Source organism: Campylobacter sp. IFREMER_LSEM_CL1846 (assembly GCF_025772105.1).
GTDB classification, from domain to species: domain Bacteria; phylum Campylobacterota; class Campylobacteria; order Campylobacterales; family Campylobacteraceae; genus Campylobacter_D; species Campylobacter_D lari_D.
This window is the reverse complement of record NZ_JAKMRM010000001.1, coordinates 28,353-42,733: the sequence shown is the minus strand read 5'-3', so window position 1 is coordinate 42,733 and position 14,381 is coordinate 28,353. Positions and strand designations below refer to the sequence as shown.

At 29.7% G+C, this 14,381-nt stretch carries 15 protein-coding genes; 10 read left to right on the top strand and 5 right to left on the bottom strand.

Features of this window, described 5'->3' with window-relative positions; translation table 11 throughout:
- The 4 genes from L8W40_RS00230 to yajC are packed head-to-tail and all read right to left on the bottom strand — an operon-like array spanning position 1 to position 3,164.
- On the bottom strand, positions 1-342 hold the full coding sequence (locus L8W40_RS00230) for a DUF6394 family protein (RefSeq protein WP_133318707.1): 342 nt from the start codon (positions 340-342) through the stop codon (positions 1-3).
- A gap of 2 nt (positions 343-344) precedes the next feature.
- Complete coding sequence (secF, locus tag L8W40_RS00225; RefSeq protein ID WP_133318706.1) at positions 345-1,316, bottom strand: protein translocase subunit SecF; 972 nt, start codon at positions 1,314-1,316, stop codon at positions 345-347.
- Positions 1,316-2,896 carry a protein translocase subunit SecD gene (secD, locus tag L8W40_RS00220; RefSeq protein ID WP_263664379.1) on the bottom strand — a complete coding sequence of 527 codons (1,581 nt, stop codon included), beginning with the start codon at positions 2,894-2,896 and terminating at the stop codon, positions 1,316-1,318. Before secD ends, secF begins: the two co-directional genes overlap by 1 nt.
- A complete protein-coding gene (gene yajC / locus L8W40_RS00215) occupies positions 2,889-3,164 on the bottom strand; it encodes a preprotein translocase subunit YajC (RefSeq protein WP_263664378.1) in 276 nt (91 codons plus the stop codon). Before yajC ends, secD begins: the two co-directional genes overlap by 8 nt.
- On the opposite strand from yajC, the gene L8W40_RS00210 reads away from it, so the two are divergent.
- On the top strand, positions 3,134-4,456 hold the full coding sequence (locus tag L8W40_RS00210) for an apolipoprotein N-acyltransferase (protein WP_263664377.1): 1,323 nt from the start codon (positions 3,134-3,136) through the stop codon (positions 4,454-4,456). The genes yajC and L8W40_RS00210 overlap by 31 nt on opposite strands.
- Before the next feature lie 10 nt (positions 4,457-4,466).
- Here the strand turns inward: L8W40_RS00210 and metK are convergent, their stop codons facing one another.
- The gene (metK, locus tag L8W40_RS00205) at positions 4,467-5,660 is read right to left on the bottom strand and encodes a methionine adenosyltransferase (RefSeq protein WP_133318704.1); all 1,194 of its coding nucleotides are present in this window, start codon (positions 5,658-5,660) and stop codon (positions 4,467-4,469) included.
- A gap of 129 nt (positions 5,661-5,789) precedes the next feature.
- Here metK and sstT point away from each other — a divergent pair, with 129 nt between their 5' ends.
- Genes sstT through smpB form a run of 9 tightly spaced genes read left to right on the top strand, consistent with a single transcriptional unit; the run spans position 5,790 to position 14,372 of the window.
- On the top strand, positions 5,790-7,016 hold the full coding sequence (sstT, locus tag L8W40_RS00200) for a serine/threonine transporter SstT (protein WP_263664376.1): 1,227 nt from the start codon (positions 5,790-5,792) through the stop codon (positions 7,014-7,016).
- A gap of 9 nt (positions 7,017-7,025) precedes the next feature.
- Positions 7,026-7,904 carry an aspartate carbamoyltransferase catalytic subunit gene (locus tag L8W40_RS00195; RefSeq protein ID WP_263664375.1) on the top strand — a complete coding sequence of 293 codons (879 nt, stop codon included), beginning with the start codon at positions 7,026-7,028 and terminating at the stop codon, positions 7,902-7,904.
- Between the two features lie 4 nt (positions 7,905-7,908).
- Positions 7,909-9,630, top strand: a complete 1,722-nt coding sequence (locus L8W40_RS00190) for a M3 family oligoendopeptidase (protein WP_263664374.1) — start codon at positions 7,909-7,911, stop codon at positions 9,628-9,630.
- Positions 9,623-10,069, top strand: a complete 447-nt coding sequence (locus L8W40_RS00185) for a hypothetical protein (RefSeq protein ID WP_263664373.1) — start codon at positions 9,623-9,625, stop codon at positions 10,067-10,069. Before L8W40_RS00190 ends, L8W40_RS00185 begins: the two co-directional genes overlap by 8 nt.
- Positions 10,066-12,129, top strand: coding sequence for an ATP-dependent helicase (locus L8W40_RS00180; protein ID WP_263659034.1), 2,064 nt, complete (start codon positions 10,066-10,068; stop codon positions 12,127-12,129). Before L8W40_RS00185 ends, L8W40_RS00180 begins: the two co-directional genes overlap by 4 nt.
- Positions 12,126-12,944: a tRNA pseudouridine(55) synthase TruB gene (truB, locus tag L8W40_RS00175; protein WP_263664372.1), complete on the top strand. Its 819-nt coding sequence runs from the start codon at positions 12,126-12,128 to the stop codon at positions 12,942-12,944. Before L8W40_RS00180 ends, truB begins: the two co-directional genes overlap by 4 nt.
- The gene (csrA, locus tag L8W40_RS00170; RefSeq protein WP_012661763.1) at positions 12,938-13,165 is read left to right on the top strand and encodes a carbon storage regulator CsrA; all 228 of its coding nucleotides are present in this window, start codon (positions 12,938-12,940) and stop codon (positions 13,163-13,165) included. The genes truB and csrA overlap by 7 nt, the downstream gene beginning before the upstream one ends.
- On the top strand, positions 13,162-13,917 hold the full coding sequence (locus L8W40_RS00165; RefSeq protein WP_263664371.1) for a 4-(cytidine 5'-diphospho)-2-C-methyl-D-erythritol kinase: 756 nt from the start codon (positions 13,162-13,164) through the stop codon (positions 13,915-13,917). Before csrA ends, L8W40_RS00165 begins: the two co-directional genes overlap by 4 nt.
- Entirely contained in the window at positions 13,917-14,372 is a 456-nt protein-coding gene (gene smpB / locus L8W40_RS00160) for an SsrA-binding protein SmpB (protein ID WP_039668585.1), read from the top strand. Before L8W40_RS00165 ends, smpB begins: the two co-directional genes overlap by 1 nt.
- The last annotated feature ends 9 nt before the right edge of the window (positions 14,373-14,381 follow it).

Sequence of the window (14,381 nt, the reverse complement as noted above, 5' to 3'; positions counted from 1 at the left end):
CTAATTTTCTTCTTGACTTTTTACTGAATCAACTATAACTAAAATCATTGAAAAGATATTAGCTATCAAAGCACCAATTGCTAAAGTATAAACCATAACATTAGCTTCTGGATTAATTTGTATTAAAGCAAAAGCTGGAATTAAATGCAAATCAGCCACTAAAGAACTAGCAAATAATTCAGCTGCTAAGAAATTTCTAACTCCGATTTTCAATAAAGTAGAAATTAAATTCACACAAGCTGCAATAAATAATGCAACTTCATTTTGATCATATAAAAATCCTGCGGTTGTAGTTAAGCTCATTAGAGCAAAAAAGATATAAATAACCTTACCCCAATTCATTTTTACACCGTTCCTTTTTCATACATCGCTCTTAATTTCTCTTTTTCTTGTTTTTTCTTTACTTTTTCTAATTCTTTTTGACGATACTGCGTAACACTAAATTTGAACCATAAAAGTGCTGGACTTGCTACAAATATAGAACTTGCAGTACCTGCCACAATACCCACTATCATAGTTAGAGCAAAACCTTCTATCATAGATCCACCAAAGAAATAAAGCACTACAACAGTGATTAAAGTTAAACCCGTTGTTAAAGTAGTTCTTGATAAAGTTGCAGAAACTGATTCATTAATAATTAAATCAAGTTTTGAATTTTTACTTGTTTTAACACCTTCTCTAATCCTATCAAAAATAATAATCGTATCATTTAAAGAATATCCAAGCACAGTTAAAACAGCCGCCAAAATATCTAAATTTACATCTATTTCAAATAATGCAATAGCACCTAAAGTAATGACTATATCATGAATTTCACACACAATAGAAGCCATAGCAAAACGCCATTCAAATCTCACTGCCAAATAAATCAAAATAGCAATCAAAGAAATTCCAACTGCCATAAGACCTTTATTACGCAGTTCATCTCCTACTTTTGGACCTACTACATCCACGCGGCGCACTTCAAATTTACCTGTATCTTTTAACAAATTTGCAATACTTACTCCAATATCACTTCCCAAGCTATCGCTACTTCCTGAAAAACGAATAATAACTTCATTAGCACTACCAAATTCGGTAACACTAGCTCCTTTTAAATTTTCATTGATAGCTAAAGCTTTGCGAATTTCAGCCAAGGGTGCTTTTTGCTCATATTGAAGTTGTACCAAAGTTCCACCGGTAAAATCAATACCAAAATTTAAACCCTTAGTAAAAAGGATAAAAATAGAACCAAAAAATAAAATAAAAGACAAAGAGATGGCTGCAAATCTCATTCTCATAAAATCATAAACATGTTTTTGACTAAAAAATTGCATTAAGGTCTCCTATATCCAAACCATAATCTTGTATTATTGCTTTTTTCCATACGGTTCATAAACATTTCAAACATACCATGAGTTCCAACAATAGAAGTAATCATCGAAACTAAAATCCCAATACTCAAAGTCACCGCAAAACCTTTTACCGCACCTGTTCCATAAGCATAAAGCACCACTGAAGTAATAAGCGAAGTAATATTAGAATCTAAAATCGCGCTCATTGCATGCTTATAACCATTTTCAACACTTTGCCTTATACTAGCACCCTCTCGCAATAACTCCCTAATTCTTTCATTAATAATAACATTAGAATCTACTGCCATACCTACAGTAAGCACAAGTCCTGCCATACCAGGTAAAGTTAAGGTTGCACCAAACATAGCCATTACAGCAATAATCACTAAAATATTTGCCACTAAAGCAATATTAGCAAAAATTCCTGCTATACCATAATACATCACCATAAATGCAATAACTAATATAGAAGCACCTGCTAGGGCTATCATACTCATTTTAATACTATCAGCACCCAAAGATGGTCCAACACTTCTTTTTTCAAGCATTTTAACCGGTGCTAAAAGCGCTCCACTTCTTAAAGCAATGGCCACATCATGAGCTTCTTCTACAGTAAAGCTACCACTAATTTGGCCACTACCTCCACCTATTCTTTCATTAATTCTTGGAGCTGAATATACTTTATTATCTAAAACTATAGCTAAGCGTTTACCTACATTATTTCCTGTATAGTCTCCAAATTTTTTAGCACCTTCTGAATTTAAGGTAAAATTAATAACAGGAAGATTATTACTTTGTGCAAAACCTACTTTTGCATCTGTTAGCATAGAACCATCAAGAATAGGTATAGATTTTACTAGATATTTAATTTGAGGATTTTTTGCATCTTCAAAAATTAAATCTCCATATTCAGCAGCCTGAGCTGGAGTAAGATTATTTACCTGATCCATTCTAACATCATCTACTTCCATTAATTGCAAATGTGCAGCTTTTGCAATAAGTTCTCTAGCTCTAGCCTCATCTGCAGCAGTTTTAATACCTGGAAGTTCGACTAAAATTTTATCCTCACCTGATCTTGCTACATTTGGCTCTGCAAGACCAAATTGATCAAGTCTATTTCTAATTGTTTCTACAGCTTGCAAAATAGCTTGCTCATGAGTTAATTTAATTTCTTCTTGGGTTAAAGAAAGTGTGTAGTGTAAATTTTCATGTGTAATAGCCAAGCCTTTAATGTCTTTTAACAACAAATCAACCTTAGCTACATCATTTTCATCCAATAAACTAAATTCAATACTAGTATCATTTACTTTGATTTTATCAACAATAATATCTTCTTTATTGATAGAATAACTAAGAGAAGAAGCTATGGATTTAACCTTTGACTTAACCGCCTCTCCCACTTCTACACCTAATAACATATGCAAACCACCTTGCAAATCAAGTCCTAGGTTAATCTTAGCACCACTTTGGGTTTGCATAAAAGAAGGTATAGAAAAAACAAGCCCTATAAGAAAAACTACAAAGAAAATAATACTTCTATAAGTAATTTTTCCACTACACATCAATTTTCTTTGCTATAAAATCTCTAGAAATTTTTACAACTACATTTTCATCATTAAGCTTAACTTTGATAAAATCCTCTTCTGGTTTTACCACCTCGCAAATTATCCCACCATTTGTGATGATTTTATCTCCTTTTTCTAAAGATGAAACCATCAATTTATGGTCTTTTGCTTGTTTTTGTTGTGGTCTAATAACCAAAAAATAAAAAATCGCAAAAAGCACAATGAGAGGCAACAATGAAGTCCAAATATTTCCGTTTTCTGCCATTTCTTCCCCTTTTTTTTAAGTTCATAAATTCTAATTCTACCACTTTTAAAATAATAAAAGCCTTTTTTTCTGCACTTTTATTGTCAAATTTTATTTATTTTTCTTTTTTTGAAAATTTACTTTTCGAATTTATCTCACCATTTTTAAGCATATATGGTTTAATTTTATTACTAAGAAACAAAAGTAAAGCAGGATATTTTTACACCGGTTTTTTTATAGGAATTTTGTGGTTTTGGTGGATAGGTTTATCATCAATTTATTTTAATTTAGCTTATTTAATTCCTTTAGAAATTATCTTAATTGGATTAATTTATGGATTTTTGTTTTTTATATGTTTTTTTCTTAAATATGATTTTTTAAGGCTTTGTGGAATTTTTTTACTTTGTTTTATTCATCCTTTTGGCTTTGATTGGCTAAATTGGGGTGTTTTAAGTGTATATGGAATCTTTGATGCAAGTTACCAAGGTATTATAGCTATGTTTTTGATTGCTTATTTTTATTATGAAAAATATATTTCAAGATATTATAAAATAGCAATTATTCTAATCCTTATTCTAATCGGAGCTCAATATAATCAAAAACAATCACAAACACTAAATTTAGACTATAAATTAATCCAAACTAATATCTCTCAAGATCAAAAATTCATACAAGAAAATTTACAAACTCATTCTAAAGATATATTTTACCAAATCAACAAGGCTATAAAAGAAGGTAAAGAAGCAATTATTTTTCCTGAAACTGCTTTTGCTTTTGCATTAAATAAAGCACCAAGTTATTTACAAGTCTTAAAAGATTTATCAAAACAAATCATCATCATTGCAGGTGCTATAAGCACTACACCTAATCATCTATACAATAGTACTTATGTATTTAATAATGGCAACATACAAGTTTTTAACAAACATTATCTTGTACCTTTTGGAGAAGAAATTCCTATATTTAAAAACTTTTTTAAAAAATATCTTTTAAATATTGATGAATTTTCAAAAGGAAAAGAATTAAATCAATACACTCTAAATAATCAGCTCATCACTAATGCTATCTGCTTTGAAGCTACAAAAGAAAAACTTTACAAACACTCAAAAATCATCATCGCTATTTCAAACAATGCTTGGTTTAATTTTTCAAGTGAGTATAAATTACAAAATTTTCTAATGCGTTTTTATGCAAATAATTATAATGTAAGTATATATCATGCAGTTAATGGAAAAGAAAATGCAGTAATTAAGCCAAAAGAAGTATTGATTTTAAAGATAAAAGAAAAATTTTTAAAGCAAAATGAAGCTTAAAAGCTTCATTTTATAATGCCTTAAATTCATCAAGTGCGTCTAATTTTTCCCAAGGATAATCAGCTTGACCCACTTGACCACGAGCAGCTACATCAGCATACATGAAAGTATCTTTACTTGGTTTATCAAGATTGAATTTATTTTTAATCCAATTTGGAGTTAATGGGAAAGTTTTCATCACAAAATCACTTAAAATATCATCATTTAATCTTGTATTTGTTCCCATGCAATCCACACTTACAGAAGTTGGTTTAGCCACACCTATAGCATAAGAAAGTTGTACTATACATTTTTTAGCAAGCCCTGCTGCTACGATATTTTTAGCAAGCCATCTTGCAGCATAAAGCCCACTTCTATCAACCTTAGTATAGTCTTTAGAAGATTGTGCACCACCTCCTATTGGAGCATAGCCACCAAAGCTATCTACTATAAGTTTTCTTCCTGTTAAACCACTATCATGCAATGAGCTGTGATTTACATATTTTCCCGTTGGGTTGATTAAAATTCTTGTTTTTTCTGGGCAAAAAAGCTCTTTTGGTAAATTTGAATCCAAAATCAAATCCATTACCAAAGCTCTTAAATCTTCTATTTTCATACTTTCAACACAAGGAGCTGAAACTACAATAGTATGGATACTTTGAGGTTTGCAATTTTCAAAATTTTCTTTATTTGCATAATCAATTGTAACTTGAGTTTTAATATCTACTCCAAGTTTATCAGGATTGTTTTTTGCAAACTCATATACTTTATCACAAAGCATTCTAGCATAAGAAATAGCTGCTGGCATATATTCTTTTGCTTCATTGCTTGCAAAACCAAACATTATACCTTGATCACCTGCTCCAATCTCTCCATCTTCTTGATCAACACCTTGATTGATGTCAGGACTTTGCTCATTTAAAAATACCATTACATCTAAATCATCAGGGTGTAAACATTGTTTTTTGCTAAAATGCGGATTTCCATTGTAACCAATATCTGCTAGAGCTTTTTTTACAATATTTTCATAATCTTGTTTTTCTAGTTTATATTTTGATTTAATCTCACCACCAATTACTACTTTATTTCCTGCTACAAAAACCTCACTAGCAACCCTTGAGTCTTTATCATGAGTTAAAAAGGCATCAACTATAGAATCAGCTATAATATCAGCACATTTATCAGGATGTCCTGCACTAACAACTTCAGAAGTAAATAAATACATATTTTATATTCCTTATCATAAAAAATTCTAGCTTTATTTTAACACAAGCTAACTTAAAAATCAAAAAGCTTATTTAAGCTTTACTTTGCTAGAATAAATTTAAATTTATCACTACAAAAAAGGTAAGAAATGAGTTTATTTTCTTATGCAATCAAACGCTATAAAGATGGAAATCTTATTTTACAAATTTGCATAGGTATTGTTTTAGGAATTTTAGTAGGTATTTTTTCTAAAGATTTAGCTATTTTTGCAAATATTTTTGGTGCTTTATTTACAGGTGCGTTAAAAGCTATAGCACCAATTTTAGTTTTTATTTTAATTTTAACAACCATTTGCACAAAAGAATTTAATCATGGAAGTGAGAAAATAAAACACATTATTTTCTTGTATATTTTTGGAACCTTTTTAGCTTCTTTAAGCGCAGTTAGTATAAGTTTTGTCTTTCCTGTAGAATTAATATTAACCAATGTTGAAAAAGCTTCCACTGCAAGCCCTGCACATATAGGTGAAGTATTTAAAACCTTACTATTTCAAGTAGTAGACAATCCGATCCATGCCTTATCTTCAGGAAATTATTTAAGCATATTAGCTTGGGCTATTGGTGGAGGTTTTGCTCTAAGACATTGCTCTAATGATGCAAAACAACTTTTTACTGATATAAACGAGGGTGTATTAAAAATTGTTAAATTTATAGTCAAGCTTGCTCCTTTTGGAATTTTTGGACTTGTGGCTAATTCAGTTGCCCAAACAGGAGCAGCAGGACTTTTAAGTTATGTTAAATTATTAATAATTTTAGTTTTGACTATGTTTTTTGTAGCTTTTGTGATTAATGCTTTAATTGTCTTTGCTTATACAAAGAAAAATCCTTATCCTTTGATTTTTATTTGTTTAAAACATAGTGCTGTTTTTGCATTTTTTACAAGAAGTTCTGCAGCAAATATTCCTGTAAATATGGCACTTTGCTCCAAATTAAATATCAATAATAACCTATATAGCATTTCTATTCCACTAGGTGCTACGATTAATATGGCAGGGGCAGCTGTAACTATCGCCATATTAAGTCTTGCGGCAGCTCACACAGTAGGTATTGAAATAAATTTTTTACAAGCTATGCTTTTGAGTGTTTTAGCTGCATTTGCAGCTTGTGGAGCTAGCGGGGTTGCTGGAGGTTCGCTCTTACTTATACCACTTGCTTGCTCTTTGTTTAATATTGATTATGACATAGCTATGCAAGTAGTTGCGGTTGGTTTTATCATAGGGGTTATCCAAGATAGCGTTGAAACAGCTTTAAATAGTTCAACAGATGTTTTATTTAGTGCTATTTGTTCAGATAATGAGCTTAATTTAAAAATTTAAGGAGGACTTATGAGGCATTTAATTACTACAAAAGATTTTAACGATGATGAAATCTTGGCTTTATTTAAAGAAGCAAAAGAATTTTTGGATGAAAAACCGCGTACATTTTTAGAAGGAAAAAGTGTTACAACAATTTTCTTTGAAAATTCAACACGCACTCAATCAAGCTTTGAAACAGCCGCAAGAAGACTAGGTGCTAAAGTTTTAAAATTAGATGTTTCAAGAAGTAGTTCAAGCAAAGGCGAAACACTTTTTGATACTGCTGCAAATTTAGATGCAATGGCACCAAGTGCTATTGTAGTTAGACACAAAAACTCAGGTGTGCCTCATACTTTAGCAAATTATACTCATTGTCCTATAGTTAATGGAGGTGATGGTAAACACGCTCATCCTACCCAAGCTTTACTTGATCTTTTTACCATAATGGAGCATTTTGATTATAATGTCAAAGGTAAAAAAATAGCCATAGTAGGAGATATTAAAAACTCACGCGTTGCTGCTTCAAATTTAGAATTATTACCTCGTTTTGGTATAGACATTACCCTAGTAGCCCCACCTCATTTTATGCCAAATTATCCTATTAAAAAAACAAATAAACTAAAAGAAGTTATTGATGATGTAGATATTATCATGAGCCTTAGAACACAAACTGAAAGACACAATATTCCAACCTATGCATCGCTTAAAGATTATGCAAATGATTTTTGTATTAGCAAAGATTTAATAAAAGATAAAAATCTCATTATCTTACATCCTGGTCCTGTACATAGAAATATCGATATTAGCGATGAAGTAATGTCTGATAAAAGATGTAAGGTTTTAACTCAAGTTAAAAATGGTGTTGCCATTAGAATGGCTGTATTAAAAAAACTCATTTTAGAAAGCTAAAATCATGCAAAATTGGAACTTAAGTACATTATTTAAAGATGAGCAAGAATTAAATCTTTTTTTACAAAAAACCCAAGATGAAGCTTGTGAATTTAAAAAACAATATGAAAATAATCTTCATAGTTTAAGCAATGAACAATTTTTACAAGCTTTAAAAAACTATGAAGAATTAATCTTAAAACTTTCTCACATACTAACCTATGTGTATTTAAATTTTGCTCAAGATACTACCAAAGGTGCTTTTTATGCAAAATATGAAAATTTAAGTAAAAAAATAGAAGAAAATCTTTTATTTTTTGAACTTGAATTTTGTGAGTTAAAAGAAGAAAAAAGTAAAACTTTCATCACATTTTGCAAAGATTATGAGTTTTATTTAAATAATCTTATCAAAAACAAAAAACACAATCTTTCTAAAAAAGAAGAAAGAGTTATCCTAGCTCTATCAAGTACAGGTTCAAATGCATTTGCAAGATTATTTGATGAAACCTTTAGTGCTTTAAAATTTAATTTTGAAGGACAAAAATTAAGCGAGGAAGAAATTCTAAGCAAGCTTTATGATAAAGATAGAAGCATTAGAAAAAAAGCTTCAAAATGCTTTAGTAAAACTTTAAAAAAACAAAACAAGCTTTTAGTATATATTTTTAATATGATTAAAAGTGAACTTGCTAGCATTTGTGAGTTAAGATCTTATGAAAGTCCTGAAACTCCAAGACACATAAGAAATCAAATTTCTAAAAAAAGTATTGATGCACTTATTAGCGCTAGCGAGAATAGCTTTGATATTGTTTCTAAATTTTATAATGCAAAGAAAAAAATTCTAGGGTATAAAAAGCTAAAAGATTATGATCGTTATGCACCTATTGGAAAAGAAATGCAAGTTGATTTTGATCAAGGAAAGGATATCGTTTTAAAAGCCTTTGAAAAATTTTCTAAAGATTTTTATATGATAGCAAAAGAAGCTTTTGAGAATAATTGGATTGATATCTATCCTAAAGAATTTAAACAAAGTGGTGCTTTTTCTCACTCAAGCACGCCGCTAAGCCATCCTTTCATACTTTTAAACTATACCAACCAAAGACGCGATCTTTTCACCCTGGCACATGAGCTAGGCCACACTATACATCAAAAACTTTCTTATAAAGTAAGTTTTTTAAATCAAGATACACCTCTAACTACAGCAGAAACTGCTTCAGTGTTTGCGGAAATGTTGATTTTTGACTATATTAAAGAAAATTTAGACAAAGAAGAGCTTTTATCTTTATATGCAGCAAAAATTGAAGATATTTTTGCTACTCTTTATAGACAAATTAATTTTACTACTTTTGAACGCAGATTTCATGCTAAAAAAGAAGAGCTAAGCGCTCAAGAACTAAGTGAAATTTGGCTTGAAGAATCAAGAAAAATGTTTCAAGATAGCGTAATTTTAACCAAAAATTATGGCCTTTGGTATTCTTATATACCACATTTTATACACTCTCCATTTTACTGCTATGCTTATGCTTATGCACAACTTTTAGTTTTAGCACTCTATGGTCTATATAAAAGTGGCAAATGCTCTAATTTTACTTCAATTTATATTGAGTTTTTAAGTAGTGGGGGAAGCAAAAGCCCAAAAGAACTTGTAGCTATGTTTGGCTTTGATATAGAAAGTGATGAATTTTGGAATATAGGCTTAGAGCAAGTTAGGATACTAGTAGATGAATTTTTAAGGCTAAGCAATGATTGATAAAATTTTAAATAATAGAAATTTTATAAGTTTAATGCAAAAAAGCATTTATGAATGCTTGCAAATTTTAATTCAAGAAGATATTGAGTTTAATATCATTGTAAATACTAAATTTGTTACACTAGAACCTCCTTTGCCACCAGAATTAGATGTAGTGAGTAAAAATCCTTATTGTCTTTTTGCACTTGGCGGTTATACTTTTAAATCTATAGTTTTAACAAATGAGCATATAGAATTTCATGCAGGTTTTGGACCTGATGATTTTGCAACCTTTGTGAAAGTAGATTTGGGAGCAATTACTCAAATTCAAGTTGAAGATAATATCATTTTTGTTAATTTTTCAAACTATTTCAAAAAGCAAAATGATCAAAAATTAAAAGAAAAATCTATGAATGCTTTTTTAAATAATCCTAACAATAAAGATTTTTTTAAAAAATGAGTTTTTTTGAAGGTTTAAATGATAGCCAAAAAGAAGCTATCATGCATATTGATGGAGCTATGCTAATACTAGCAGGTGCAGGTAGTGGAAAGACTAAAACCATTACCACTAGACTTGCCTATTTAATCGATCATGTGGGTATTCCTGCACAAAATACCCTCACGCTAACCTTTACAAATAAAGCTGCTAATGTAATGAAAACAAGAGCCTTAGCACTTTTGCAAGATCAAAATTTACACAATCCCCTTTTATGTACTTTTCATAAATTTGGTTTGTTATTTTTAAGACTTTATAGCGAAAGAATTAATAGAGCAAATAATTTTGTCATTATTGATACAGATGATAAAAAGAAAATACTAAAAGATTTAGCTAGCGAAAATTTGCAAAGCTCTTTAGCAAGCATAGGTGCTTATATTTCAAATTTTAAAAATCAAAGCAAAAGCGCTCAAGAAATACGCAAAGAATTAGAATTTTTAAAAGATGAAAAAAACAAAAATTACGAAGAAATCATTCATTTATATGAGCAATATGAGCATTTTTTAATCCAAAATAATTTCATGGATTTTGATGATTTACTCATGCTAACTAATAAAATTTTAGAAGATGAACAATTTGCACAAGAGCAAAGTCAAAAATATACCTATATAACAGTAGATGAGTATCAAGATACCAATGCCTTACAATATCAAATTCTAAAAAAACTTTGCGTGTCTCATGAAAACATTTGCGTGGTGGGTGATGATGATCAGAGTATTTATGGTTGGCGTGGAGCTAAAATAGAAAATATCTTAAATTTCAAAGAACAATTTAACAATGTAAAATTAGTCAAACTAGAGCAAAATTATCGCTCAACTAGCGCTATTTTGCAAGCTGCAAATGAGCTTATAGAGCATAATAGAAAAAGACTAGGAAAAACTTTGATTTGTACCAAAGATGAGGGCGAAGAAATTACAATTTTACAAAATGATGATGAAAAAATTGAAAGTTTTAAGGTTGCAAGAGAAGTTTCAAAACTTTTAAACTCGGGGATTAATCCTAGTGAAATAGCCATACTTTATAGAGTAAATGCCCTATCTCGTGCTCTTGAAGAAGCTTTTAGCAAAGAAAAAATTCCTTTTAAATTGCTAAGTGGAATTCGTTTTTATGAAAGAGCTGAAATTAAAGATATTATTTCTTATTTAAGATTGCTTTCAAATTTAAATGATGATTATTCTTTTAAACGCATTATCAACCGCCCTAAAAGAAACTTTGGTAATGCAAGTTTAGAAAAGCTAGAAAATTATGCTAAAGAAAATCATTTGTCTTTATTTGAAAGTCTATGTGCTTTGCAAGGAAGTGGTTTTTTTAGTAAAAAAACAGACAAAGAGTTAGAAAAATTCATACTAAGCATACACAAAATCAAAGAAAAAGATGATTTGCTTGCAATGATTTTAGCCTTAGAAGAAGAATTTAAAATCAAAGAATTTTACAAAGATAATCCAGAGGGTGAAGATAAACTTTTAAATATAGATGAACTTTATGCTAATTTAAAAGATAAAATTACTCATGGAAATTATAATGGCTTAGATGATATTTTAAATGAAATTTCTTTACTTAATGAGCAAGATGGACTTGATAAAGAAAGTATTTGTATTATGAGTATTCATGCAAGCAAAGGACTTGAGTTTGATTATGTTTTTATCATAGGTTTAGAAGAAGGATTTTTCCCACTCACTAGCGAATCAAGTAATATAGAAGAAGAAAGAAGACTTGCCTATGTAGCAATCACTAGAGCCAAGAAAAAACTTTATTTAAGTTATGCTAATTCTAGATTTTATAAAGGAAGTCGCACAAGATTAGAAAAAAGTAGATTTTTTGGCGAGAGTAATGTAATCAAAAAAGAATTAACACTAGATCATCAAAAAAATTGCTACAAAAAAGGCGATTTAATCAAACATAAAATTTTTGGCATAGGCAGAGTCACTGGGGTAAGTAAAATAGGTGCTGAAGAAAAACTCACGATTAATTTTGGAGGCATAGAAAGAATGATAATGTCAAGTTTTGTGGAAAAAGTGATATGAATAAACTTTTTGTAGCTTACAAACCAAGTGGTATGAGTTCTAATGCTTTTTTAGGCAAACTCAAGAAAAAATATAAAAATAAAAAAGCAGGTTTTTCAGGAACACTTGATCCTTTTGCAAAAGGTGTTTTACTTATAGCCTTTGATCAATACACAAAACTTTTTCGTTTTTTTGATAAAAATCCAAAAGTTTATAAAGCAACACTTTGGCTAGGCGCGCATTCACTAAGCCTTGATAATCAAAATATCAAAGAAATCAATCTTATAAATGCTTTTGAAGAGAAAGTTTTAGAACAAATTAAAAATGAACTTTTAGGTAAAATCACCTACACCCCACCCGCATTTTGTGCAAAAAAAATAGATGGGGTGCGCTCTTATGAGCTTGCAAAAAGAGGTTTTGAAGTCAATTTAAAGCCTTGTGTTATGGATATTTTTTATACTAAAATTTTACACTATAGCCACCCCTTTTTAACCATAGAAATAGCAGTTAGCGAGGGTTCTTATATACGCTCTTATTGTGAATTATTTGCTAGAAAACTTGGTATTAAAGCCACACTAAGCTCATTAGAGCGTTTAAGCGAAGGAAGGTTTTTTTATGAGAATGAAAAAGAGTTAAATCCTTTAGCTTATTTAAATCTTAGAAAAAATACGATAAAATATCCCCAAAAATTACACAATGGACAAAAAATATTTTTGGACGATTTGGAAATTCAAGAAGAAGGTAGCTATATTTTAGAAGAAAAAGATTTTTTTTCTATCATTTCTATCCAAGATAATCAAGTGCAATATTATTTAAATAAGGTATTAAAATGTTAATTTTATCAAGAAAAGAAAATGAAAGTATAAAAATCGGAGATGATATAGAAATCAAAGTAGTTCAAACAGGCAAAGGCTATGCTAAAATAGGCATCGAAGCTCCAAAGTCTTTAATGATACTACGCAAAGAGCTTATCGAGCAAGTAAAAAGTGAAAATTTACATGCAATTAGTGATGAAACGATAAAACTTGACGATCTGAGTAAAAAGCTTAAAAAATGAAAGCTTACGCAAAAGCTAATATTTTTTTAAAAATCATAGGAATTGATTTAAGATCTTATCATTTATTACAATCACGCTTTGTTTTATTAAAAAATATTTTTGATGAGTTAAGCTTTAGTGATGAAAAAACCAAAGAAGGATTTGAAATCACTGGAAATTTTACTCAAGATACTATCATACACAAAGCTTATAAAGAATTAGAAAATTTAGGTTTTTCTAATGAATTAAATGAATTTTTTAAAGACAAAAGTTTAAAGCTTATCAAAAACATTCCCATAGGCGGAGGCCTTGGTGGAAGCAGTACTGATGCGGTTGTATTTTTATTAATGATCAACGAAACTTTAAATTTAAAACTCAATCAACAACAACTTAAACAAATCTGCCAAAAACTTGGCTCTGATTTAATCTTTTTTTTAAGCGGATATAATAGTGCAAATGTTAGCGGGTGTGGCGAGATTGTAGAATATTTTGAAGATGATTTTGCCCAACTTGATTTTACTTTTCCAGTTATTGAATGCTCAAGTGCAAAAGTATATAAAGCATTTGATGAAAGTTCATATGATTTAACAGCGAATTTAAATTTAGCCAAAACACTCAAAACACTTAAAACAAGTGAAATTTTAGAGTATAAAAATACTGATTTAAACGACTTATTTGCTCCTTGTGTAAAAATTTATCCTAAAATGCAAACTTTTCTTAATGAGGCTTATTTTTTAAGTGGAAGTGGAAGTGGAGTTTTTAAGGCTAAATGATGAAAAAAACTATAGTAAAAAACAAAAAAGCTTTTTTTGATTATGAAATTTTGGAAAAATTTGAAGCAGGTATTGTTTTAAAAGGTTCTGAAGTAGTGGCATTAAGAGCTAGTAGAGCAAATTTGAAAGATTCTTTTGTGCGTATTATCAAAGGTGAAATTTTCTTACTTAATGCTCATATTTCTCATCTTAGCACTACACATTCTTTTTATAAGCATGATGAAAAAGGTGCGCGAAAACTTTTAATGCATAAAAAGCAAATCGATAGGCTTTTTGGTAAAATTAGCACCCAAGGCTTTACTATAGTGCCATTAGAACTTTATTTTAATGAAAAAAATAAAGCAAAAGTCTTAATAGCCTTAGCCAAAGGAAAAAACTTACACGATAAAAGAGAAAGCTTAAAGAAAAAACAAGCAGATCTTGAAGCAAGAGCTGCTATGAAAAATCATTATTAAAAAAGGATT